This window comes from Luteirhabdus pelagi (assembly GCF_016827595.1).
GTDB classification, from domain to species: Bacteria; Bacteroidota; Bacteroidia; order Flavobacteriales; family Flavobacteriaceae; genus Luteirhabdus; species Luteirhabdus pelagi.
The window spans coordinates 775,953-801,094 of the sequence record NZ_JAECMS010000002.1 but is presented as its reverse complement, the minus strand read 5'-3'; the positions used below and the strand labels follow the sequence as shown (position 1 = coordinate 801,094).

Genomic DNA, 25,142 nt, shown 5'->3' with positions numbered 1-25,142 from the left:
TATTACAATATGGAACATACACATCAAATTAATACCAGAATACCCATAGAGAAAAAAGGGATACTGCTCAGTCCCACTAAATTGAAATTTGAGAGCAATGGGGTTTTAAACCCTGGAATATTTCAAGAAGGTGAAGAGGTGCATATCTTTTACCGTGCGGTGGAAGATGGCAATTACTCCACCATTGGATATGCCAAAACCAATGAGCATTTAGATCTAATAGAAAGGAAATCAAGCCCGTTAATAACTCGTGATTTTGATTATGAAAAACATGGTGTGGAAGATGCTCGTATTGTTAAAATTGAAGATATCTATTATTTAACTTATACAGCTTATGACGGCATCAATGCCATGGGTGCTTTGGCAACTTCAAAAGACCTGAAACATTTTGAGAAAAAGGGGATAATCACACCGTTCATTACCTACAATGAATATAAATACCATTTGGAGCATTGTAATCAGGAAAGATTGAATCCTAAGTATTATTATTACTACAACTTGTTTGCACAAATTGGATTGGTAGATGAAAAATATAGGTATCTGAGGGATAAGGACATTGTCTTATTCCCCAAAAAAATCAACGGTAAATTTGTAATGCTCCATCGTATATGGCCAGGAATACAAATAGTACAATTTGAAAAGTGGGAAAACCTTACCAAAGAATTTTGGGAAGTTCATATAAAGAACCTTCACGATCATATCCTTATGGATCCGTTCTACGATTTTGAAGTGAATTATCTCGGTGCTGGATGCCCTCCCATAGAAACAAAGGATGGTTGGCTGATGATTTACCACGGAGTTTGTGAAACCCACGTTGGAAAGACCTATCACGCCGCCGCTGCGTTACTGGATATTGAAGACCCTATAAAAGTAATTGGGCGATTGCCCTATCCCTTCTTTTCCCCGGTAGAGGAATGGGAGCTGAAAGGCGTGGTAAACCATGTGGTATTCCCAACGGGTACCGCACTGTTCGGGGACGACCTCCATATCTATTATGGAGCGGCCGACAAGCATACGGCTGTAGCCAAAGTAAGCCTGAAAGCATTATTAAATGAATTAAAAAAAACAGCTATATCATGAAAAATCATAAAATTTTATTCGTTTGCTCATATCCTCCACGCAAGTGCGGAATTGCTACTTTTTCACAAGATTTAATTACATCCCTAAAAAAAGGCTTTGGTACTACAATGCAAATCGAGGTGTGTGCACTAGAAAATGAGTGCTGCGACGCTAATGGTTATCCAGAAGAAGTTACATATAAAATAGATGCCCAAGAGTTAAGTTCCTTTTTCAAAGTAGCTAGTAAGTTAAATGAAAGGGACGATATTGGGATGGTTTGTGTACAACACGAGTTTGGGCTGTTTGGAGGTGACTACGGTAGCCATTTAGTGGCTTTCCTTCTTAAGTTAGACATCCCAATCTCTTGTGTGTTTCATACGGTTCTTCCCAATCCTGATAAAAAAAGAACTAAAATAATGCAGGCGTTGGATGATCTTTCCGAGAAACTGATTGTACTCACAAACAAATCTGCAGAAATACTAGAAAGTGATTATCAAATAGATACAAATAAAATAGCAATTATACCCCATGGCACCCATATTGTGCTGTGGAAAGAAAAACAACGTCTTAAAAATAAATATGGCTTTCAAAATAAAAATGTGCTATCCACATTTGGTTTATTAAGTGAGAATAAAAATATAGAAACAGCACTCCGTGCATTGCCAAAAATACTCCAAAAATTCCCTAACACAGTTTATCTGGTTTTAGGCAAAACACATCCTGAAATACTAAAGAGAGAAGGCGAAACATATAGAGATACGCTTTTAAAAATAGTCGATAACTTGGGCATTAAGGACCATGTCATTTTTATAAACGAATATTTGGAACTTACCAGGCTGTTGGAATACCTATCCTTATCCGATGTTTACTTATTCTCATCTAAAGACCCCAACCAGGCAGTTAGTGGTACTTTTGCTTACGCCATGAGTTGCGGAAACCCAGTTATATCCACACCTATTCCCCATTCCAAAGAATGTCTTGATCCCAGTACTGGTATTCTATTGAATGATTTTGAAGATCCCATAGAAATTAGTAACGCTGTTATCGATTTGTTGGAACAACCGTTCATAGCAACATCAATGGGAAAAAATGCCTTCATTAAAATGCGTGCTTTTAGTTGGGAAAATGTAGCCATTTCCTATTCCGATATTTTTCAGGACTATTTGCAACACAATGATTCTTTGGATTTTAGTTTGCCACCCATAAGAACAGACCATATTGAAGATATGACCACTGACTTTGGGATGCTTCAATTTTCAAATTTTAGTGTCCCGGATACGTTTTTTGGTTATACACTTGATGATAATGCAAGGGCGCTAATAGCAATGCTTATGTATTATAAGCAAAAAAGAAATGACAAAGTCTTGCGGCTCATTGAAATATATATGAATTTCATTGTGTTTTGCCAACAGGAAGATGGACTGTTCTATAATTATGTGGATTATGAAGAGCAATTTACTGGTCAGAATACCCAAGTGAACCTGGAAGATTCCAATGGCAGAGCCATTTGGGCGCTTGGCTATGTGTTGTCTGATACGGAAAACCTACCAAAAAGTTTAGTAGCCAAAGCAGAAAACTGTTTTAAAAACGTCATACAAAATGTAGCAGATTTTAATTCCCCACGAGCCATTGGCTTTATATTAAAAGGACTTTATTATTATCAAGAAAATGAGCCTAAAACCCAATATAATCAGTTAGCAGATACATTGGCCGAAGAGCTCTTGCGCATTTTTAATATTACCAGTGATAAAAAATGGGAATGGTTTGAAGATTACCTGACCTATGCCAATAGTATATTACCAGAAGCACTTTTATATGCATGGCTCATCACAAAAAATAAAAAATACAAGGACGTTGCCGAAACTACTTTTGACTTTTTATTGTCACAATATTTTATGAAAGGGCAAATTAAAGTCATTTCTAATGACGGATGGTTTCACAAAAGAAACAAACGTACCTTTCATGGTGAACAACCCATTGAGGTGGCTTATACCATTCTTTCATTAGACCTGTTTTATAGAGTTACCCATAAAAAGAAATACGCCAAACAGCTTCATACCGCATTTAGTTGGTTTTTAGGCAATAACCATCTCAAACAAATTATGTACAATCCTGTTAATGGCGCTTGTTATGATGGTCTCGAAGAAGATAATATTAATATAAATCAAGGTGCAGAATCCAATTTGTGCTACTTAATGGCGCGTTTAGTTGTTGAGAATTACCCTTTGGAGGTGGGTCTTAAAGAAACTAAATCAGATTTAAAGTTAAAAGAAGGAATTGGTTTTAAGACATTGTCAAAGATATCGTCCAAGAAAAGCACATCGGTCAAAGTTTAAAAATAACACGAAATGAATCAAACAGTTAGCGATTTTAATGCTACCAAGCAATAAAAAGTAGTTATGACAGAGGCCTTTAAAAATATCAACCCTTTCATCCTTGGATTGCTCATCAGTCTGGGCATTGGCCTTATTCTTGGGCTGGAACGTGAATATGATAAATTGAAGGAAGAACAAGGCTTTGCAGGTATAAGAACCTTCCCAATTGTTGCCATTATTGGTTTTATATTGGGAAATCTTTCCACAACCTATACACCTTGGTTGGTCATTATCATTGCGGCAGCATTTCTTTTGTTTCTGTCTTTGAGTCATCTTTCCATAGTACAAAAGCATATTATGACTGGTATTACCACCAATATGGCCTTGTTCGCTACGCTAATTTTGGGTGTTATGGTTGCCAATCATTTGCATAAGGAAGCAGTTGCGACCGCAGTAGTCGTGGTTACGCTGTTATCATTGAAAACGACCTTTAATACATTCATTAAGAATATTACTTCTGAAGAGCTCTTTGCTTTTATTAAGTTTTCAATTATTGCGCTTCTTATTTTGCCTTTCTTACCAAATCAAGATTATGGTCCAGAGGGATTACTTAACCCTTTTGAGATTGGAGCGATAATAGTGATAGTGTCATTTCTGAATTTCATTGGTTACTTTCTTGTAAAATATGTAGGTTCTAAACGTGGTATTCTGCTCACTGCTATTTTAGGCGGATTGATTTCAAGTACCGCAGTAGCTTGGATATATGCTTCGCGAAGTAAGGAATCGCCAGAACTTTCAAAAGAATATGCTGCGGGTATCATTATAGCTTCCGCAATTATGTTTCCCAGACTTGCGATTCTGGCCTATATTTTCAATAGTGCCATACTTTTAAATTTAGTCATTCCATTTACTATTCTTACCCTTATCTGCTTGATAAGCGCACTCTTATTCATCAAAAAGAATACAGATGTCACAAAAACAGCTATCAATCTGGGTAATCCGCTCAATATTTGGAACGCCCTTGGGTTTGGTGGTATTTATGTGGTCATCCTGTTTGCAGTTTTTTATGGAAATCAATTTTTTGGCGAAAGCGGTTTATACTATTCAGCCCTAATTGCAGGATTGGCAGATACGGATGCAATAACTATTAGTATGGCAAAATTTGGGTCATTGGAAGAAAAACTCACGCTGGCCACCAATGTCATTATAACAGCAACCATAAGCAATATGATTGTAAAACTTGGTATTACCTATTTCAAAGGTTCTAAAAAGACCGGGAAACTCGTGATGCTAATTTTTGGAACTGTTGTCATCGTAGGGTTAGTATATATTTTAATACAGTTAGGAAATTAAAAAAAGTGAAATGAAAACAACAGTATTCAGCACGCATAAGTTTGAAGAGCCGTATCTCGTAAAAGCGAATGATGGTAAGCATCAATTAAAGCTGCTTGAGAGTCGTTTAACTCAAGAAACAGCTATTCTCGCAACAGGCTCTGAAGCCGTTAGCCTATTTACAGGTGATGATGCCTCGGCGCATATCCTTGAAAAATTAAGTGCGATTGGTGTTAAATATATCGCCCTACGTTCAGCAGGATTCAATCACGTTGATTTAGAAAAAGTAGCTGAAATGAATATGAAAGTAGCTCGTGTTCCAGCATATTCACCGTATGCTATTGCAGAACACACTTTGGCACTCATCTTAGCCCTAAACCGAAAAATAATTAAAGCACACAATAGGGTACGCGACCAAAATTTTTCTTTAAACGGACTTACAGGTTTCGACTTAAACGGAAAAACTGTAGGTGTAATAGGAACAGGGAAAATAGGCGCTGTATTGGTTAAAATTCTACACGGTTTTGGCTGTAATATCCTTGTACACGATATAGTTGAAGATGAAAACCTTATCAATTTATATGGTGTTCGCTACACAGATTGCGAGACCATTTGCAAACAGTCCGATATCATAAGTCTTCACGTTCCACTTACAGCTTCAACTAAACATTTGATTGATGCAAAGCATATTTCATTGATGAAACAAGGGGTAATGCTTATCAATACAAGTCGTGGAGGACTGGTCGACACCAAAGCGGTTATCGAAGGCTTAAAGTCTAAAAAAATTGGCTATTTCGGCATCGATGTGTATGAGGAGGAAGAAGGGTTGTTTTTTGAAGACCATTCCGAAGATATATTACAGGACGATGTAATTGCACGGTTAATGACTTTCAATAATGTACTAATTACAAGTCATCAAGCCTTTTTGACCGAAACAGCATTGACCAATATTGCAGAAACTACAATCTATAATCTGGATTGTTTTGAAAAAGGAAAAGTTTCAGGAAATGAGATTCCCTGAACAAAAAAACCTTAATAATTAATCGTTTAATCTTAAAGTTTAAAATTATGAAACGAGTAAAAAATAAAGTTGCCATTGTCACAGGAGGAGCATCTGGTTTGGGAAAATCAAGTGCTAAACTATTGGCACGAGAAGGAGCAAAAATAGTCGTGTCAGATATAGACGAAGAAGGTGGTAAAAAAGTAGTTCAACAAATAAAAGAAGACGGTGGTGAGGCCATATTCATTAAACAAGATGTTGCCAAAGAAGATGAATGGAAAAACGTTATTGAAACTACCCTTGAAACTTATGGGAAATTACACATTTTAGCAAATTCTGCTGGAATAGGGCTCGGAGGAACAGTTGAAGATGTAACCCTTGAAGATTGGAAAAACCTAATAGATATAAACCTAAATGGTACTTTTTTAGGCACCAAATATGGGATAAAAGGTATGAGGAAAACAGATGAAGGTGGTTCCATCATTAACTTCTCTTCCATTGAAGGACTTATCGGTGACCCCAATTTACCTGCGTATAACGCAAGTAAAGGCGGTGTTACCATTTTCACTAAATCTGCCGCCCTACATTGTGCTAAACAAGGCTATGGCATCCGTATCAATTCTATCCATCCTGCTTATATCTGGACCCCAATGGTAGAGAATTTTCTCAAGGCTCAAGGTGACGTAGAAGAAGGCAAAAAACAATTGGAAAGTTTACATCCAATTGGTCATTTGGGAGAACCTGACGATATAGGGTACGGAGTTGTATATCTGGCCTCTGATGAATCCAAATTTATGACCGGTTCCGAACTGGTTATCGATGGTGGCTATACCGCCCAATAAGAAAAACAATAAAACTAAAATTATGAAAAACATACTCGTACCTACCGATTTCTCGAAAAACTGCACTAAAGCAGCAAATCTTGGTATCGAAATAGCCAAACTATACGATGCAGAGATACACTTTTTACATCAAATGACTACCCCTGTTGATTGGGTAAAACTGGATAAACAAAAAGAAAAAAGGTATCCCGAAACTTTAAAGGAAATTGGAGTCGTTAAATCAAAATTGCGGGAACTGGAAAAAAAGGCTGAGCACGAAGGTCTTAAATGTCGAACTTTTCTTCAATTTGATTCGGGACAGAAAGATATTTTAGAACATTCTGGTCATTTCCATCACGATTTCATCGTTACCGGCAGCAGTGGAACCAAAGGTGTCATTAGGGAAATTACTGGCAGTAATGTTGAAAAAATAGTTCGAAAAGCCAATGCGCCCATTATCGTTGTCAAAGAAGAGGATGTCACATTTCCCTTCAAGGACATTCTATTTGTTTCTTCTTTTGAAGAGGATGTCACGCATCCATTTCAAGAAGTATTGTCAATAGCCAAAAAATGCGATGCTAAAATCCATTTGTTACGAGTAAACACAGAAACTGACTTTAATAGCATAGAGCTTGGTTTAAATCCTGTAAAGGAATTTCTTGAAAAATTCCCCAATCTAAAAAACTTCTCAATGAGCGTCCATAATGAGTCTTCCGTAGAAGCAGGCATCAATACATTTTTAAAACATCAGCCCGCAGATTTAATTGCAATGAGCACTCACGGAAAAACGGGATTTTTGAGCCTATTTTCAAAAAGTATTGCCGAAGGCGTTACAAATCATTCCGTGCTTCCAGTAATGACCATACATATTAAAAAATGAAAAATCCAATCAACATAGTGAAGTATTCTGGTGATGTGGTAGCCTTTGATGTAGATAAGCTTATCAATTCCTTAAGGCGTTCACAAGCGAGCGAAGAATTAATTCAGCAAATAGTTGAACAAGTCGAAGGCCAACTCTATGATGGAATTACCACAAAAAAAATCTATCAGATGGCATTTAAAATGCTTAAGCGTAAATCTCGCGTAAGTGCCTCAAAATACAAGCTAAAAAAAGCGATAATGGAATTAGGGCCATCAGGATTTCCTTTTGAAAAATTTGTCGGTAAGATTTTAGAGATGGAAGGCTTTAGCACAAAGGTGGGAGTTATTGTTCAAGGTAATTGTGTACAGCACGAAGTTGATGTTATCGCCCAAAAAGAAAACAAACACTATATGATTGAATGCAAATACCATAGCGACCAAGGCAGGTTTTGTAATGTAAAAATCCCATTATATATCCATTCACGGTTTTTGGACGTAGAAAAGCAATGGGAACACCAAAAAGGTCACGAGGCTAAACTTCATAAAGGAGCTGTGTACACCAATACGCGTTTCACAACCGATGCCATTCAGTACGGGAAATGTGTTGGAATGCTTTTAAGCAGTTGGGATTATCCAAGAGGAAATGGTCTCAAGGACAGAATAGATAAATCTGGGCTACATCCCTTAACCGCTTTAACAACGCTTACTAAAGCTGAAAAAACAAAATTATTAGATGAAGGCATCGTACTCTGTAAAGAGCTTCACGAAAGTCCGAAGCTCTTGGAAAAAATAGGAATTGATAAAAAAAGACACAAAAAGGTTCTCGAAGATTCAAGAGAATTATGTGGAATTCATTAGAGCACTACTTAAATTTTTAATCTAAATAAATAGGACAAATGAAAACAGAAGAACTGAAAGAACAGAACCGTATAGATTTAGAGCCATTTTACCAAGCATTGGAAGATGATTCTAAACTACTTGAAGAAGCCCTCGAAATATTATTGGGTATGGTACACTTCGAGCCTAAATCCGTAAAGAAGTTGGCACTCGTAATAAAAGAGGATTCCCGCAATCTATATAACGAAATAGCGGAATTGAGCAAATCGAACCAAGACAAAGGAAATACGCCTTCCTGTTGTGGTGGACATTAATAAATACTATAACGATGAAAAACAAAAAAATAAACATCCACTTTTTGGGAGCGGCAGGCACCGTGACTGGCTCAAAATATTTGGTGGATACAGGAGATAGAAAGATACTTATAGACTGTGGCCTCTTCCAAGGGTTAAAGGAATTACGCCTTAAAAACTGGGAGTACCCACCTGTTAATGTAGGTGATATTGATGCTGTTTTGCTTACCCACGGTCATATGGACCATACAGGTTATCTGCCCAGATTGGTAAAACAAGGCTTCAATGGTCCCATTTATGGTACGAATCCTACTTTGGACATTGCAAAAATCATTTTGAATGATAGTGCAAAAATACAGGAGCAAGAAGCCGAACGTGCCAATAAGGAAGGCTATTCCAAACATAGTCCCGCAGAACCATTATACGATTTAAAGGATGTAGAAAAAACTATCCCACACTTTAAAGGAATTCCACAATCACAATGGATTCTGTTATTTGATGGTATTAGGGCTCGCTTCCAATACAACGGACATATTCTGGGTGCAACCTATATTGAGTTGGATGTGCACGGAAAACGTTTTGTCTTTTCAGGAGACATTGGTAGAACCAATGATTTATTGCTCTATCCACCCCTTAAACCAAAAAAAGCGGATGTGCTTTTCATTGAATCCACTTATGGTGGAAGGTTTCATCCCGATGAAATAGAAGCACTTCCACATATTGAAAAATTAGTAAATGATACCATCAACAGAGATGGTAGCTTATTTGTCCCAAGCTTTTCGGTAGAACGTGCCCAGCTAATGATGCTCATCTTTTGGAAATTATTGAAAGAAAAGAAAATCCCCAGAGTACAAATGATTATGGACAGTCCGATGGGTGCCAACGTATTGGAACTGTTTCATAGAACTCGGGATTGGCACAGATTGGAAGACAATGAATGTGACGAAATGTGCTCGCACTTTACGGTTGTTAGCAGCTATCGTGAAACAATGGAATTAAGAACAGATAACAAACCCAAAATCGTGATTGCAGGAAGCGGAATGCTCACAGGCGGAAGAATGCTAAACTATCTTGAAACACAGGCACAAAATCCAAATAACACCTTACTTTTTGTAGGCTATCAAGCTGAAGGCACTCGTGGCAGAAAATTATTGGAAGGTGAAAAAGAACTAAAAGTATATGGAAAATGGGTGCCGTTTAAAATGCAGGTCGCGGAAATTGAAGGGCTTTCGGCACACGCAGACCACGCAGAGCTTATGGACTGGATGGACAATATAAAAAACAAACCTGAACGTATTTTCATTGTACACGGTGAAAAAGAGAGTGCAGAGGCATTGCAAAAAGGCATCAAGGAAACTTATGGGTGGGATGCAGAAATTCCGCAATTATACACCATCGAAGAAATAGAATAAATCACAACAATCAAAAAAAATATGGACACACACTCAAACATATTAAAATACAAACACCTCGGCATCTATACCCAAAACGAGAATGTAGTGTATATGCGCGAAGATTGCCACGTTTGTATTTCAGAAGGGTTTGAGGCACTTACCCGAATAAGAATATCCAACGCAAGTACATCAATCGTGGCAAGTCTTAATGTTTTGAATTCTGATATCCTGTTGCCCAATGAAATCGGACTATCAGATGCTGCTGCGAAAAAACTCAATGTGTCCCAAAACGATACATTATATGTTTCCCATTTAGAACCTATAGAATCATTAAGCCACGTTAGGGCAAAAATCTATAACAAAAAACTGGATTATAAGGCCTATAACAACATCATAACCGATATCGTGGAAGGCGATTATTCCAACATCCACCTTTCGGCATTTATTACTGCCTGTGCTGGCGACCGAATGGATATTGATGAAATAAGTGACCTTACTAAAGCAATGATTGCTTCCGGAAAGCAACTGAACTGGAACAAGGATATCGTGGTCGATAAACATTGCATTGGCGGATTGCCTGGAAATAGAACCACCCCATTAGTGGTTGCTATTGTCGCTGCGTATGGACTTACAATGCCTAAAACATCCTCACGCGCCATCACTTCGCCAGCAGGCACAGCGGATACTATGGAAGTACTGACTAATGTGACGCTTTCTTTAGAAGAAATAAAGACCGTGGTAGAAAAAGAAGGCGGTTGTTTTGTTTGGGGCGGAACAGCCCAATTAAGTCCTGCGGATGATGTGCTCATCAAAATTGAAAAAGCCTTGGATATTGATAGTGAAGGGCAGCTCATTGCTTCGGTACTCTCTAAAAAAGCAGCAGCTGGTTCCACTCACGTGGTCATTGATATTCCCGTGGGAGAAACCGCCAAGGTTCGCAGTACCGAAATGGCAGAAAAACTAAAAAATCATATGGAAACTGTTGGAACTGCTGTTGGGTTGAATGTAAAAGTTGTAGTTACGGATGGCACGCAGCCTGTTGGAAGGGGTATCGGTCCAACATTAGAAGCCATAGATATATTAAAAGTTTTGAAAAATGAGGAATATGCACCTAAAGACTTAACAGAAAGAGCATTGCTTTTAGCTACTGAACTATTAGAACTTTCTGGAAAAGTAGAAAAAGGAAAGGGACTGGAAACCGCACGTGAAATTCTCAAATCTGGAAAAGCATATGAAAAATTCATAGCCATTTGTAAGGCGCAAGGTCAATTTTCAAAACCAGTTTTAGCACCTTATAAAATTGAAATTAAAGCTGAAAAGTCAGGCGTTTTGCAACGAATTGATAACCGAAAAATCGCAAAACTTGCCAAGCTTTCCGGCGCACCGCAGTCTAAATCGGCAGGGATTCTTTTGAATGTCCATTTAAATGAAAAAATCGAAATAGACCAATTGTTATATACCATATATGCTGAATCCAAAGGCGAACTCAACTATGCTCTGGAATATAAAAACAACCATAATGACATCATAACTATAATTTAAAAAACTATGAAAACAATATTATTCTGTCTTCCCGGAAATGAAGAACTCACAGAACTAATGGCTACAAAAATGGATGCTGAAGTGGGCAAAGCCATTTTGCGTAAATTCCCTGACGGGGAATCGTACACACGCATCTTATCTGATGTTAAAGATAAATGTGTGGTACTGGTATGCACCTTGCACGAACCAGACGAAAAACTATTGCCCCTTTATTTTTTAAGTCATACTGCCAAATCATTAGGGGCAATGTGCACCTGTTTGGTAGCGCCCTATTTGGCATATATGAGGCAGGACAAAGTATTTAATGAAGGCGAAGGGGTAACTTCTGGTTTCTTCGGAAAATTGATTTCAGGTTTTGCCGATAGCATTACCACGGTTGACCCTCACTTACACAGAATTAGTTCATTAGGAGAAGTGTATCAAATTCCAAATAAAGTAATTCACGCTGCCGATGCTATTTCAGATTGGATAAAGGAAAACATCGAAAACCCAGTACTTATCGGTCCCGATTCTGAAAGTGAACAATGGGTTTCAGAAGTCGCCAAAAATGCAGGAGCACCATTTACAGTATTACAAAAGGTGCGTCACGGTGACCGTGATGTAGAAGTCTCTGTCCCCGATGTGGATAAATATAAAGATGCTACACCTATTTTGGTAGATGATATTATTTCTACGGCGCGAACGATGATTGAAACCGTGGTGCATTTGAAAAAAGCAGGGATGAGACCACCTATATGTGTTGGTATTCACGCCGTTTTTTCAGGTAATGCCTATCAAGATTTGTTGGATTCCGGAGTAGAAAAGATAGTGACCTGCAATACCATTCCGCATCCGTCCAATGGCATAGATTTAAGCGATATACTGGCAAAAGAGGTAAAGAAATTAATGCGCCATATATGAGAAGTCGAATCTTCATAGTACTGATTATTTTATTCAGCATCACAATGACTGGACAAACTGAAATGCTTATTGGGCAGATTTCAGGCAGATTGGTCATTCGTGAGAATTTTGATGAAAAAGGTGCTTTTCTCAATAAACAAACTTTTGAAGCTGGTAAAACAATAGAGAAAAATGGATACTATGAAATTAAGGTGGTTACGGAATTGTTTGATAAAGACAAAAAATCGACCGATAAATACACCACAACCTATCGCTGTAAGCCTGATGAGGCAAGTGTAATGGTAATGGCTTTTCCGTTTTCAAACCCAAAATCAAAGGAGACCGAAATTAATACCACCTCTAAAAAATTTAAAGAGCTCTACGATTTGGACAACCTTGAAGATATAGAATTGGAAATGAGTTTTGATTCGGGCTTGTTGAATTTTTTTGGCTCAAAAAGTACCATAAAAATTTACGACCGAAAATTTAATAATAGCGAAAATAATATTAATTCAAAAATTAACATTAAGGCCTATGCGTGGGGCATTCGCATTAAGCAACTCAACTATACCGTCAACGAAAAATTAAACGGGAATGGTTTATTGACCTTTCAGAAATTTACAGAAGAAGATAATAGTTATTTTACAATGACTTATAAATAGAACGAAAATGAACAACTACGACACACTTTCAGAAGCAATAAACGATTTACAGGGAAAAGGCTATACATATGATTTTAACCTAAAACCAGAATGTTTGGAGTGTGCCTCACTAAAAATTGAAATACACCCAGAAGATTTTAATGTTGACGAGATGCATCGTTTTGAGGGTATGAGCAGTACCGACGATAACAGTGTGCTTTATGCTATTTCATCAAAAAATGGGATTAAAGGACTTTTGGTAGATGCCTATGGCGTCTATGCCGAAAACATTTCGGAAGCTATGAGAAAAAAATTACGATAACACTTAAACAAGACAATAATGGAAAATCACGAACACCACAATCACGAAGAAATGGACCATTCTAAAATGGACCATTCGAAGATGAAACACAAAAAAGAAGACCATTCTAAAATGAACCACAAAGGTGGGGACCATTCGGGTCACAATCCGGGTCACGGTCAAATGGGTCACGACCATCATAAAATGATGATTGCAGACTTTAGAAAACGGTTTTGGGTAACACTCGTGCTTACCATCCCCATATTGTTCTTCTCACCAATGATTCAAGAATTTTTTGGTTATGAATTTTTACTTCCAGGAAATCCATACATCCTTTTTGCACTTTCCACTGTTGTATATTTTTATGGTGGTTGGCCATTTTTAAAAGGGTTTTGGTCTGAAGTCAAAAAAGGTGCACCAGGAATGATGACCTTGATTTCTATGGCAATTTCCGTAGCTTATTTTTATAGTACAGCTACTGTATTTGGCTTAAGAGGTGAAGACTTTTTCTGGGAACTATCAACACTTATAGCCATAATGTTGCTTGGTCATTGGATAGAAATGAAAAGTGTGTTAGGTGCATCAAAAGCCTTGCAGTTACTGGTAAGTATGATGCCTGCAGAAGCGCACAGAGTAAAAGGTGACACCATAGAAGACATCCCTCTCGAAGATTTACTGAAGGATGATGTGATTTTGGTAAAACCAGGTGAAAAAGTTCCAGCTGACGGAATAATAGTAGACGGAACCAGTTACCTAAATGAATCTATGCTCACAGGCGAATCTAAACCTGTAAAAAAAGATGAAGGCGATAAGGTTATTGGTGGTTCGGTAAATGGCAATAGCACCTTAAAAGTAAAAGTTGAACATACTGGAAAAGACAGCTATCTCAACAAGGTTATCAAAATGGTTGAAGAAGCGCAAAAAACTAAATCTAAAATGCAAAACCTTTCAGATAGAGCTGCAAAATGGCTAACCTATATCGCTTTGGCTATTGGTTTTGGAACATTAGCAGTATGGTTGATTTTAGGCTTTCCGTTTGTCTATGCTTTAGAAAGAATGGTTACCGTTATGGTTATTGCTTGTCCACACGCATTAGGGCTTGCTATTCCATTGGTGGTTGCGATTTCTACGGCAGTATCTGCTCAAAATGGATTGCTTATTCGAAATAGAACTGCGTTTGAAGAGTCCAGAAAAATTTCAGCTTTGCTTTTTGATAAAACAGGAACACTAACCAAAGGTGATTTTGGTGTCACTCGAATCGAGTCTGTTAACGAGACTTATTCAACAGAGGAAATTTTAAGACTTTCAAGTGCATTGGAACAAAGTTCTGAACATCCAATAGCTGTTGGGATTATTAAAAAAGTAAAAGAAGATAACATAACCATTCCAAAACCTGAAAACTTTAATGCGATCACTGGTAAAGGTGTAGAGGCAAATGTAGAAGGAAAGCAAGTAAAAGTGGTTAGTCCTGGTTATTTAAGGGATGAAAAAATAGACATCCCAAAAGACGCTTATAGTGATGCCGCTGAAACTGTCGTGTTTGTATTAATTGATGGGAAACTGGCAGGTTACATTGCGCTTGCTGATGAAATAAGACCGGAATCTGCCGAGGCAATCAAAATATTTAAAAAGAATAACATTAAAGTTCTAATGGCAACTGGCGATAATGAAAAAACCGCTAAGGCTGTGAGTGAAAAACTTGGATTGGATGGTTACTACGCCGAGGTATTGCCACATCAAAAAGTTGAAATTGTAGAAGAGTTACAGAACAAAGGTGATTTTGTAGCTATGACGGGTGATGGTGTTAATGATGCGCCCGCTCTCGCAAAAGCCGATGTAGGAATTGCAGTAGGCTCAGGTACAGATGTAGCAGCTGAAACTGCCGATATTATTCTGGTCAACAGTAATCCACAGGATATTGCCAATTTAATTCTCTTTGGGAAAGCCACCTACAATAAAATGATTCAGAATTTGATTTGGGCTACAGGATATAATGTCGTGGCTATTCCTTTAGCAGCCGGTGTATTATATTCTTCAGGTTTTGTTTTAGGTCCTGCGGTTGGTGCGGTATTTATGAGCTTAAGTACTATTATAGTAGCTATTAATGCGCAATTATTAAAGCGAAAAATCGGTAAAAAATAAATGGACAAAAAAGAAAAACTCAACAGGATATCTTTAATCCTGTTGAGTTTATTTGTAGTGATGTTGGGTTATGGTATTTTATTGCCAACCCTTCCCTACTATACCGAAAGATTAGCTTTAAAAGACAATCTCGACACCGATTTAATCAACTTCCATATTGGGCTGCTTACCAGCATTTATCCACTATTTCAATTAATTTTTGTTGTCGTTTGGGGAAAGTTATCTGACAGATATGGTCGTAAACCCGTCATTATTATTGGTTTGATTGGCTTTGTAATAATGCAATTGCTAACTGGGCTTGCAACATCACTAACGATGCTATATATCGCTCGGATTTTTGGCGGCATATTTACTTCATCAGTTATTCCTGTCAGCAACGCATATTTAAGTGATATTACTTCAGAAAAACGTAGAACGAAGATAATGGCCTGGTCTGGTGTAGCCATTAGTTCAGGGGTTATTTTTGGACCCGTTATCGGTGGCTTTCTTTCGCAATCAGACCTTCATTTTGAGTATGCAATTGGTCAACTACATTTGGGTCGATTTTCCACACCTTTTTTATTTGCTGCATTATTAGGTTTTATTGTTTTAGTCATTGTTGTAAAATGGTTAAAAAATTCAGTTCGCGTCCATAAATTTACAATTCAAAAATTCACTTTTCGCTTCTCGTTCAGCCAATATTTCCTTGTCCTATTGGCGCTATCATTTGTCATCCAATTTGTAGTGACCTTGTTTGAAACTGTTTTTTCAATCTACGGTAAAGACGAATTAGGGTTTAACAGCAACCAGGTTGGTATTGGTTTTATGCTGTGTGGTTCAATAATGGCTGTTTTGCAGCCTGTATTTGCCAGTTATGGGGAAAAGATTCTATCTACTAAAAAGCAAATCGGCTTTGGGTTATTCATCTCAGGAATTTCATTAATTGTCTTTCCTTTTTTCAAAAATGAATTTGTTGTGTACGGTTTAATTGTGGTGTTTGCTGCTGGTGGTGCTATGGTTACACCTAATTTGCTGTCTGCGGTATCCTTGTTATCCAAAACAAATACAGGTCGAAATATTTCAATACAAAGTTCAACAAACAGTATTGGTCAGATTTTAGGTCCCATTTTAGGAACTTGGTTGGTTACCGGTGGTTTTTATTATCCATTTCTAATTTCAGGAAGCATTATTTTAGTTGCTATTGGTTTTCTCATTTTTCTTAAAAAACCCCCTATTTAAAAAATGATAATTGACTAAAATCATTTTAAAAAAATAATTCAATTTAAAAGCCTCATACTTATTGTGCATAAACATATTCAAACAATTTTAGAAAATTATATTATCCTATCAAAATAGTGAAATCATAATATTTATCAATAATAACCATAATTGGTTAACTAAATATCGTTTTTACATCTCTATATATCTTCGTAAAATTAGTTGCTAAATCAGCCTGAGAAAACTGCTTCGATTCTTCAGGAAGCTGCCTTTGGATTCTTGATAACTTAAACTGCACTTTCTTATCCTTTCCATCAGCATAGGTAATAAACTCGCCCTGTTTCAATCTAAAGAACACATCTGCTCTAATTTTAGGGATTTCCTTTTCGCCTGTTGTGATTCGTGTATCAAAATCCAAGTTATGTCCACGACTGATGCTTTTCGTTGGGTCTTTGATGATTTCAAAAAAGCGCTCGTAATATTTGGCAGTATCTGGGTCGTTGACCTTGCCAAAAAACTGATAGGATAGATTGCTTAAAATAGCCTTACTTGCCTTATCGCCATACATCATATCATTTTGGATTTTGTCCTGCATCACATAAATAGTAGCGATGTCATAACTTCTGAGCGTTGCCGGAATTCGGTGCATATTCAATAAGCGAATAGTCGGCGCTTCTTCCATCAAAAGAAAAGACGGTCTTTGACCGCGCACGCTCATTTGCTTGGTAATCGTATGTATTATGGTTGCAATAACGGGCGAATAAGACGTTTCATATTTTGGGTTATTGACCACGGAAATAATTGCAGGATTTTCCTCGCTATTGATATTCAATGGGACTTCGTCTGCGGATAGTGTCATAAAAATCCGCTGTGTACTGATTCGTTTCAGCGCATTCGCCAAAGTACTTTTTACACCAGCGGTCTGCCTGTCTGAATCCTTACCACTAATAAAAGCATCTGCCATCGCTCTCGATGTGGTATTTGTTTCCAAAAACTGGATAAGGCTATCCGTATCGAGCATTTGATATATGGCTATTAAATGTGGAAGTGTGCAGTATTGTGGATAGGTTGTTTTTAGTTTCCAAATTAATCCACCAATCAATCCTTCAGCGGCATCGTTAAAGAATTTTGTTGTTCCTGTAGTTCCACCTTCCCTTTGCTCTAAGAGGTTTTCAATAAGTACCCTGGACACCTCATTTACGCTTTCCTCGTTCTCTAAATAGCGTGGCGCAATAGGATTTACCCTGTGGATTATTTTATCGAAGGAAATGACCTTAAACGGAATATCGCTATCCTTAAAAAGCGGATACGCCATTTCGGTCAGTTCAAAATCTTTATAGTCGTGAATGATTCCACAAAAGTGCTCTTTCCAGAAGTGTTTTAAAAAGCCATACACGACACTTTCGGTCTTTCCACTTCCGGCAGAACCTATTATGGATGCGCCCCTTTTGATGTTATCCAACTTGAAATTTCCCTTTGTGGTTGCAAATTTGACTTGGTACTTGCTATCGCCATTCTGGACGGTTTCCGTTTTATGTAGAAAGACATAGAACCCTATATTAATTAGCATTAGAGGACACACCAGATACAGCAATATTGATACTAATTCGTTCCCTTCAGTTAAATAGAAAACCAAGCACGAAAGCATTACGAAATTCAAGAAAAGCGCATACTTGCTCACTCGAAACATCGCATAGAAAACAGTACTGGCCACACCAATAATTGAAAGTACTGTTATGAGATTGTCCATTTCCATACGCTAAATTCCTATTGAACTTGATTTGATGGCCACTTCAGCACCACGTCTTAACCGTTTGAAAACCCGAAGTGCAATTTGTGCTTGACTAACTGGAATACTTGGAACAATTGGCAAGCCACTTTTGGTAGTCATTTTGAAAGCCAAAGCCTTTTCATTTGCAGGTAATTTCATCAAGGCAGCGAAATACAGGTTGGGATTCTTTATAAAATCCTTTCTTGCTTTGTAGGTCTCAGCAAAGTTGCGTTTGTAGCCAAAAGTTTTGTCAAACGTTTTTTCCGCTTTCGCGAAAAAGGCATCTCTGTCAAAACCACGCTTTACCTTTTTGCCGTGCATTTCAACTTCGGAAGCTTTGTGTTTACTTCCTGGGGAAAGACTGACCGAATTTGAAGCATCCTTCCTGCTCACGATGATATGAATATGACTTTGGTTTCCATCTTTTTGCATTCCCTGGACAATCCGTTTTCCATTTTGCTGGTGTGGTGCTTGGCGTTCCAATTTGGCAATTTCCTTTTCCATCCTTTTAAAATTCCCTTCAGCTCGTCCTTCTTGAATGTTTCTGATTTCGGTTTTCAGCTGAAGTATTTTTGTAGCGTAGGGTTGGTTTTCTTTTATCTGAAAATCAGTTCCCTTGAACGTTCTTTGATGTTCAATTTTCGCATAGTATTTTATGTCGTCGATACTGACAGGTCGCCCTTTGATTTCCCTATTGAAACTGGCAACATAATCTTTCATCAGCTCACGGGTGTAGGTTTTTAAATCTTGACTATTGTTCTGAAGTTTTCGCAATTCATATTTTGAAGGACTAACCGTGATAGAATAAAACTTGGGTTCTTTCTTTTTCAATTTTGCGGTATTTCCATCAATTTCTTTGACCACTTCTTCAGCGGAAATCTCATCGCCATATTGATTGAAAAAATGTTCCATTTCGTGTTGTTCCAAACCTTGATTCTCCTTTTCCAAATAGCCTACAAAATCAGCTGAACTTTGTGAATAATTGTTGCCTAATTTTTGAGATGTGATTGTGATGTACATAGCTCGAAAGTTTAGAGTTGGTTGCTTTGATTTTTCTTTTCGCGAAAGCGGACTTCCTTCTTTTCTTCGGCATATTTCTTTTCTACAATCAGCGGTTTTTTGGTGGGTTCTTCGGTCTCAAAAAGGGACTGAATCATAGCCACCGTAGGTTTGGTTTGTGTCTTTTCTACGTCTCGCATTATGGCAATAACCGCATTGATTCTTTTGAGTAATTTAGCCTCAATGGTACGTCCAGTGGGTCCTAATTTTTCCTTTGGCGATATTTCGTTATAGAAGAAAAAATCGAGCATCGTGGACATTGCCTCGGTATGCGATTTGAAGTAAGTGCGTGAGAAAGTTTGGAAGCGTTTTGCAGTTTCCTTTTTAAATCTAATTCCAGTAAATGAATCCATATTTCGCCGATTTGTTGCAAAATCTTCCCTAAAAATGGGCGTTTCCAGCCCGTTTGTCGCAAATCGTTGATTGTCAAGAAATATAATAAATTTAACTAACTGATTATCAGGTAATTAAAAACGAAAAGGAATCCGAAACATCGCGCAGCGTGTTACCCTCTTGCTATTCCTTTTCGTCACGCGCAAGCGTGACAAAAATCCATACAATCCGGCTAAAAGCCGATTGCCATTTTCAGGGAAAATGATTTTCCGATATGTTATTTTTCGATGTGTACGGTTATCGGCGAAAGTCGAAAAGTGGATAACCCTACTTAAATTTGAATGCTAAATTTCAGCGAAATAAAGATACGTTTTTTTATTGATTATATACTAATCGCATACAAAAACACCTCTAAATTTTAGAGGTGCTTACTTTTAATTTCTTAAAATTTATATGTTGAAAATGTATTTATACGAATACAAATTCCGAAGTGCTTCTTCATCAAGCATCTTATCCAAATTGGTATTATGCTTGGTTGCATAATCCATAATATCCTTACCATACTTTTCCTTTACATCTTCCTTAGAATTGGCAAGTAATCGCTCTTGTGTTTCCTCGCTCAAATCGGTAAAATTCAAATAAATCATAGCTTTCTAATTTATAAAAGTCCATTATCAGAAAAGCTATAATAATTCCCATCAGGTGCAAATATCAAATGGTCCAGAATGGTAATATCGAATAATTGTGCTGCCTTTTTTATTTTGCTTGTAAGGTTTTTATCTGCCTCACTTGGCATCAATTTTCCGCTTGGGTGATTATGCGTTAGAATTATAGCTACCGATAAGGATTTTAGAATGACGGCAAATAAAATCCGAAGGTCTATTAGTGTACCTGTAATTCCGCCTTGTGACAATTGATAGACACCTTTCACTTTGTTACTGTTATTCAACAATACAACTTTGAAAGTTTCCTGTATGGCGATTGTATCTTTATCCCAATCCTCAAAGAGCAGTTCAGCCGCATCTTGTGAACTACTTATTTTTTGCCACTCAGAGGATTTTAACTCCCCTTTGTAGCTTATTTTTATTTCGTTAACTTGTGCTTTCATTGTTATCTAATTTTAATTAATGGATAATGAAAAAGAGGGCGCAACTTTCCAGAGGAACGCCCTCTTTAATTTTGAAGATTACTTGTCGCCTTTGCTTCCAAGTAATAGGATTTCATCGGCAACGACTTCCGTTACATAGCGTTGGTTGCCATCATCGGTGGTGTAGGTTCGGGTCTTTAGCTTCCCTGTAATTCCTACTTCTTTACCTTTATCAACATAGTTCTCTACAATTTCGGCAGTCTTTCCCCAAGCTACAACGGTATGCCAGTTGGTGTCCGTTTGCTTTTCGCCTTTACTGTCTTTGTAATACTCGTTTGTAGCGAGTGAGAAGCGGGCAACTTTCTTACCGCTTTCAAGGTTCGTAATGGTTGGCTCTTGACCAACGTTTCCAATCAATTGTACGTGATTTCTAATAGTACTCATAATGCATTGTTTTTAAAGCCTGTTCTTTTTTTACAGACTTGGTTAATAATTATCCCCTATTTGGTTCTAATTGAATTTTAAGGGGTGTTTGTTCTTTTCTTTCGTGCATCGCACAATGGATAGAGTGGGTTTTGTCAAGACTTTTCGGGAATAAATCAGGTGTGTTTGCGACGTAGAAAAATCCTTGGATTTTCAAGGAAGTAGAAACCTTATTTTTCACTAAAACTCTGTATAGTCTTGACAAGTTCCATAAGGGCATTAGCAATTCTTTTAAACGCAGTTGCGTTTGAGCGTACCGACAGTTAAGCGAAATAAGTAGCTGTGGTTAAGTTAGAATTGGTTATGTCGTGCCTGTTTTTCGATGACCCGAAAAACAACAAAGGCTTTATCCATTATAAACCCCTTAAAATGTGTAAGACAGCGGTTTGGTTTTTAAGGATTTTCGAGTGAGGGCTCAAGAAGACCGCGCCGAAAATCCTGTCAAGAAAATCAAAGCGATGGCTTTCCGATTAGAAAAGCGGACTTAATTCACAATTTTGGCTCTGGAATGTAGTGTTCCTTCCCAGCATAGCGGGAAGGGTTAGCGGAATGGAAAGCTGAAATTGGGAATTGTGTCCAAGACCTTTGTAGTGAAGCTCTTTTCCCGAAGTGAAGTGGTTGCCTGCTTTTTCAGCAGGCGAGCGTGGAATGCAGGGGAATGTGCTGAGTGGATTATTAATACTTTGGTTTCCATTTCCAATTGCATTTTGGGGCAAACAACTCTGGGTTGAAATAAATGTCACTAATTAGGTCAAGAAATTTGTTGCTTTTTAAAAGCCCACCACAATGTTCAGGTTCTGTTGCAATAGTAAACTCTTTTATGCGCTCAAAAATCCAACTTATTAGCGGATGGTCTTTATCCAACATCGTTCTTATTTCTTCTTCTTGAAGATACGTGAATTCGAACGAGCCATCACTCAGGCCGTTATTTACTGAAAAGAAATCCAAGTCAATATCAAAAAATACGGACGACTCTGACGACTTCAAAAGCGCATCTTGAAGACCTTCATAAGTTTTGAATTTTTTGATGGTGTGTTTGTTGCCATAGGTGTCTATCAATTCTTCATCTTGCCAAGTATTTGGTCCCATTTCTTGCCTACAATGCACATAAATATCGCCAATCAAGTTAAGATATGCCGCACACAGAATATGCCCATCGTTATTTCCAGCTAATTTGGCCCAAGAAAACAAAGCGACTTCTGCATCGCTTGTCAAATCCAATTTATCAAGCCATTCTCTTTCTGTTTCACACGGATAGCATAAATCCTGATGCCAATCCAATGAGACCAAACAAGGTGGATTCTTAGGTTTGTTGTCTTGCATCCATTTGTTCCAATAGAAAAATGCGTAACGATGTTCTTGAAAAACTGCAAGTTCAATAACTTCTGTGTCATTTGCGGGATGAGATAGAATTTGTCTCAAAACGCTTGGTGGTTCTATATGATGAGGGTTTCTGAACTCAATCATTGGTTTCCTTTTTTGGCACCAACTTCTCTATATCAGACAGCTCATTTACGATGCCTTGTTCCTTTAATGAAGTTTCAATATTAATTTGAACTACATTGGCATTGGCTTTCCAAACAACTTCAGTAATAAAAGCTATAGTTAGCTGCACTTTTAAATCGGTCGCAAAATCAATGTTTGAATTTTTCCATTTTTCTCTTTGATTCGCATTGGCATCTTGTGTTAGGTCGATTAAAGAACCATAGATTTTTCTATCATCATCTAATATGCCCAATTGATGTTCTTTTTGTTCACTATCCTCAAGTTCTTTATGTTTTAGGATAGGCAAATCGGCTTTCGGTAGAACGAATAGTACATTTTTGAGTCCTGTAGATGGAACTCGTGTAATATGTTCCTCAATGTTCTGGAAATCATCGATACCATATATATTAAGATTCATTGCTACCATAATATCTCTGTCCACATCAAAACCTAATTTTTCTATCCCTTTTACCAAATCTTCTTTACGAAGAAGATACCTCTTTTTCCGAGCTGATAAAAACGCATTGGGAATATAATAATTGATGTTCTGGTAAACTATCTGCTGTGATAATATCGTGTCTGCATTTAGATGTGGAATATCTCCGGTTGTAAATGCAGATTTTTGAAATAAATTCATTGTACCATTTACACCGAAGGAAATAGTAGGCTCTCCTTCAAAATCCTTCTTTGAATTTTGAATACTATCAAACTTTTCTAATGCTCCAACAATCGCATCTTTAGATTTTTCATAGAATTCCCATTCTTTTTCGTAGTCAATATCCGCATTTAATCTTGCATCCTCAATAGCCTCTTCAATTGATGATTCGAGAACATCAATAAATTTTGATGACTTCTTTTTTAGCTTCTTTATCTCCTTCTTTTTCATATCATATTGTATTTAAGAGATTTTCATCTTTCAACACCTTTTTTAAACAAAACCTGAAATAATTTATGGATTCTTGCCATCGTAATAGTTCTAACACTTCGGCTTGTGGTAAAGTAGGTTGTCCTGTGAAGTTATCGTAGGTATTGTATTTTGGCAATTTAAACTGCCTTAGAAAAAGCAATGTCAAATACTGACAGATGTAGAATGTAACACGCCTTCTGTTCCCTAAATTATCCAATCCTGGGAAAGGGTATGATAAATCAATAGGGTAATAACCTCTCCCAAACTCGTCTTTAAAGCTACTGAACCACGTAAAAATCTCGGTCATATTATTAGGCAGCAGAACATATTTAGGTGGCTGGTGTTGTGTGTATGTAAACAGCGTTTTAAGTGCTTCATAGTTTTTCTGATATATCAATAAGCCTCCTAATGCCAAGTGAAACTCAAAAAAACGTTTTCTTTCGTTGTCTCTTTTATCTATTAACGACTGGTTATCATATTTTTTAGTCTCAAAACTGTAATCTGTGCCATAGACTCGTTGCAATCCAAAATTAAAATATTGATGTGCCGTACCCCAATAGTTACCTACAAATTTGGGATTGTTTGATATAAGTACAACATTGCGCCAAAGTTCTTTATAGGTGTCATTTGAGATGGGTGTTTCAAAAATACCTTGTCCCATTAACCATACGCCACTTACAACAAATATTCGAGACTTTGTAAGTCTTCATTTCTACCTTTGGCAACTTCTCTAATGATTTCCCTGATACCATAGTGGAACTCGTGATTAAACTCAACTTTAAAGTTTTCAAATCCATCTGGTTTTTCTTCCTCTCTTGGTCTAATGAAGTTAGCACGGTAATTATTGAATTCTTCCGTGTAGAAATTAACCAATGTTTCTTCTAAACCTTTATCCTGTGTCCTAATGGCAAATATTGCCAGTTCGTTAATAATCTTGAAATGGTAATTGCCATCTTGGCCTTTTTTTAGCTTTCGGTATTCGGAAATTATATAGGTAAGCAAACGTGTGGACTTGCCATTGTACAGCGAAACCTTATCTAACCAAATAATAAAAATGACAACCAATGATACTGTTAAGAATAGCGTCAGAAGTTTTGCTGAGTTTTGCATCATCCAACTATCCTTCCAAAAAAGTGGTTCACGGTCTAATATTAAGAATATAAAAGAGCCGATTGTAAAGAACAAAACCCATTCAAATACTGTTATTCTTCTTGACCTTCCGGGAAATATCCCAAAAAGTTTTGTCTGCGGAAATTCATTTTCAAAAGCATTAGCCAGATAGTTTGATGAAAACTTGTGACCTATATTGGATATTTTATCCACGATAATAGGATATGCTATACCCAAAATTGCGATGTCGATAGCGACACAGATTTCTATAATATACTTTAATTCCATTCACA

At 37.3% G+C, this 25,142-nt stretch carries 25 protein-coding genes; 15 read left to right on the top strand and 10 right to left on the bottom strand.

What is annotated here, in order from left to right:
• The first annotated feature begins 9 nt into the window (after window positions 1-9).
• The 15 genes from I4Q58_RS08485 to I4Q58_RS08415 all read left to right on the top strand — a co-directional run bounded on the left by I4Q58_RS08485 (window position 10) and on the right by I4Q58_RS08415 (window position 16,635).
• The gene (locus I4Q58_RS08485) at window positions 10-1,080 is read left to right on the top strand and encodes a glycoside hydrolase family 130 protein (RefSeq protein WP_203295433.1); all 1,071 of its coding nucleotides are present in this window, start codon (window positions 10-12) and stop codon (window positions 1,078-1,080) included.
• Entirely contained in the window at window positions 1,077-3,395 is a 2,319-nt protein-coding gene (locus I4Q58_RS08480; protein ID WP_203295432.1) for a glycosyltransferase, read from the top strand. Before I4Q58_RS08485 ends, I4Q58_RS08480 begins: the two co-directional genes overlap by 4 nt.
• 63 nt (window positions 3,396-3,458) lie before the next feature.
• Window positions 3,459-4,727, top strand: coding sequence for an MgtC/SapB family protein (locus I4Q58_RS08475; RefSeq protein ID WP_121344440.1), 1,269 nt, complete (start codon window positions 3,459-3,461; stop codon window positions 4,725-4,727).
• Between the two features lie 10 nt (window positions 4,728-4,737).
• Window positions 4,738-5,727 carry a 2-hydroxyacid dehydrogenase gene (locus I4Q58_RS08470; RefSeq protein ID WP_203295431.1) on the top strand — a complete coding sequence of 330 codons (990 nt, stop codon included), beginning with the start codon at window positions 4,738-4,740 and terminating at the stop codon, window positions 5,725-5,727.
• 47 nt (window positions 5,728-5,774) lie between these two features.
• Window positions 5,775-6,548 (top strand): SDR family oxidoreductase, encoded by a 774-nt coding sequence (locus I4Q58_RS08465; protein ID WP_009778885.1) that lies wholly within the window; start codon window positions 5,775-5,777, stop codon window positions 6,546-6,548.
• 22 nt (window positions 6,549-6,570) lie between these two features.
• Window positions 6,571-7,407 carry a universal stress protein gene (locus I4Q58_RS08460; protein WP_203295430.1) on the top strand — a complete coding sequence of 279 codons (837 nt, stop codon included), beginning with the start codon at window positions 6,571-6,573 and terminating at the stop codon, window positions 7,405-7,407.
• Entirely contained in the window at window positions 7,404-8,246 is an 843-nt protein-coding gene (locus I4Q58_RS08455) for an ATP cone domain-containing protein (RefSeq protein ID WP_009778883.1), read from the top strand. Before I4Q58_RS08460 ends, I4Q58_RS08455 begins: the two co-directional genes overlap by 4 nt.
• A 38-nt stretch (window positions 8,247-8,284) precedes the next feature.
• Complete coding sequence (locus I4Q58_RS08450; protein ID WP_009778882.1) at window positions 8,285-8,539, top strand: hypothetical protein; 255 nt, start codon at window positions 8,285-8,287, stop codon at window positions 8,537-8,539.
• Between the two features lie 14 nt (window positions 8,540-8,553).
• The gene (locus I4Q58_RS08445) at window positions 8,554-9,930 is read left to right on the top strand and encodes an MBL fold metallo-hydrolase RNA specificity domain-containing protein (protein WP_203295429.1); all 1,377 of its coding nucleotides are present in this window, start codon (window positions 8,554-8,556) and stop codon (window positions 9,928-9,930) included.
• Window positions 9,931-9,951: 21 nt separating this feature from the next.
• Window positions 9,952-11,454, top strand: a complete 1,503-nt coding sequence (locus I4Q58_RS08440; RefSeq protein ID WP_203295428.1) for a thymidine phosphorylase family protein — start codon at window positions 9,952-9,954, stop codon at window positions 11,452-11,454.
• Window positions 11,455-11,460: 6 nt separating this feature from the next.
• On the top strand, window positions 11,461-12,354 hold the full coding sequence (locus I4Q58_RS08435; protein ID WP_009778879.1) for a ribose-phosphate pyrophosphokinase: 894 nt from the start codon (window positions 11,461-11,463) through the stop codon (window positions 12,352-12,354).
• Window positions 12,351-12,995: a hypothetical protein gene (locus I4Q58_RS08430; protein WP_203295427.1), complete on the top strand. Its 645-nt coding sequence runs from the start codon at window positions 12,351-12,353 to the stop codon at window positions 12,993-12,995. The genes I4Q58_RS08435 and I4Q58_RS08430 overlap by 4 nt, the downstream gene beginning before the upstream one ends.
• Before the next feature lie 7 nt (window positions 12,996-13,002).
• Window positions 13,003-13,296 carry a phosphoribosylpyrophosphate synthetase gene (locus I4Q58_RS08425; protein ID WP_099543716.1) on the top strand — a complete coding sequence of 98 codons (294 nt, stop codon included), beginning with the start codon at window positions 13,003-13,005 and terminating at the stop codon, window positions 13,294-13,296.
• Window positions 13,297-13,314: 18 nt separating this feature from the next.
• Window positions 13,315-15,417, top strand: a complete 2,103-nt coding sequence (locus tag I4Q58_RS08420) for a copper-translocating P-type ATPase (RefSeq protein WP_203295426.1) — start codon at window positions 13,315-13,317, stop codon at window positions 15,415-15,417.
• The gene (locus tag I4Q58_RS08415) at window positions 15,418-16,635 is read left to right on the top strand and encodes an MFS transporter (protein WP_203295425.1); all 1,218 of its coding nucleotides are present in this window, start codon (window positions 15,418-15,420) and stop codon (window positions 16,633-16,635) included. It abuts the gene before it with no gap.
• A 154-nt stretch (window positions 16,636-16,789) separates the two neighbouring features.
• Here I4Q58_RS08415 and I4Q58_RS08410 read toward each other — a convergent pair whose 3' ends face one another.
• From I4Q58_RS08410 to I4Q58_RS08365, 10 genes are all read right to left on the bottom strand, one after another.
• Window positions 16,790-18,370, bottom strand: coding sequence for a type IV secretory system conjugative DNA transfer family protein (locus I4Q58_RS08410; RefSeq protein ID WP_203295424.1), 1,581 nt, complete (start codon window positions 18,368-18,370; stop codon window positions 16,790-16,792).
• 3 nt (window positions 18,371-18,373) lie between these two features.
• The gene (mobB, locus tag I4Q58_RS08405; RefSeq protein WP_203295423.1) at window positions 18,374-19,405 is read right to left on the bottom strand and encodes a MobB family relaxase; all 1,032 of its coding nucleotides are present in this window, start codon (window positions 19,403-19,405) and stop codon (window positions 18,374-18,376) included.
• Between the two features lie 11 nt (window positions 19,406-19,416).
• On the bottom strand, window positions 19,417-19,797 hold the full coding sequence (locus I4Q58_RS08400; protein WP_133671624.1) for a BfmA/BtgA family mobilization protein: 381 nt from the start codon (window positions 19,795-19,797) through the stop codon (window positions 19,417-19,419).
• Between the two features lie 429 nt (window positions 19,798-20,226).
• Window positions 20,227-20,424 (bottom strand): hypothetical protein, encoded by a 198-nt coding sequence (locus I4Q58_RS08395; protein ID WP_203295422.1) that lies wholly within the window; start codon window positions 20,422-20,424, stop codon window positions 20,227-20,229.
• An 11-nt stretch (window positions 20,425-20,435) separates the two neighbouring features.
• Window positions 20,436-20,885 (bottom strand): JAB domain-containing protein, encoded by a 450-nt coding sequence (locus I4Q58_RS08390; protein ID WP_203295421.1) that lies wholly within the window; start codon window positions 20,883-20,885, stop codon window positions 20,436-20,438.
• Window positions 20,886-20,963: 78 nt separating this feature from the next.
• Window positions 20,964-21,308, bottom strand: coding sequence for a single-stranded DNA-binding protein (locus tag I4Q58_RS08385; protein WP_203295420.1), 345 nt, complete (start codon window positions 21,306-21,308; stop codon window positions 20,964-20,966).
• Window positions 21,309-22,022: 714 nt separating this feature from the next.
• Window positions 22,023-22,814, bottom strand: a complete 792-nt coding sequence (locus I4Q58_RS08380; RefSeq protein ID WP_203295419.1) for a UPF0489 family protein — start codon at window positions 22,812-22,814, stop codon at window positions 22,023-22,025.
• On the bottom strand, window positions 22,807-23,718 hold the full coding sequence (locus I4Q58_RS08375) for a hypothetical protein (RefSeq protein WP_203295418.1): 912 nt from the start codon (window positions 23,716-23,718) through the stop codon (window positions 22,807-22,809). The genes I4Q58_RS08380 and I4Q58_RS08375 overlap by 8 nt, the downstream gene beginning before the upstream one ends.
• Before the next feature lies 1 nt (window position 23,719).
• Complete coding sequence (locus I4Q58_RS08370) at window positions 23,720-24,400, bottom strand: hypothetical protein (RefSeq protein ID WP_203295417.1); 681 nt, start codon at window positions 24,398-24,400, stop codon at window positions 23,720-23,722.
• Window positions 24,401-24,414: 14 nt separating this feature from the next.
• Complete coding sequence (locus I4Q58_RS08365; protein ID WP_203295416.1) at window positions 24,415-25,137, bottom strand: hypothetical protein; 723 nt, start codon at window positions 25,135-25,137, stop codon at window positions 24,415-24,417.
• Between the last annotated feature and the right edge of the window lie 5 nt (window positions 25,138-25,142).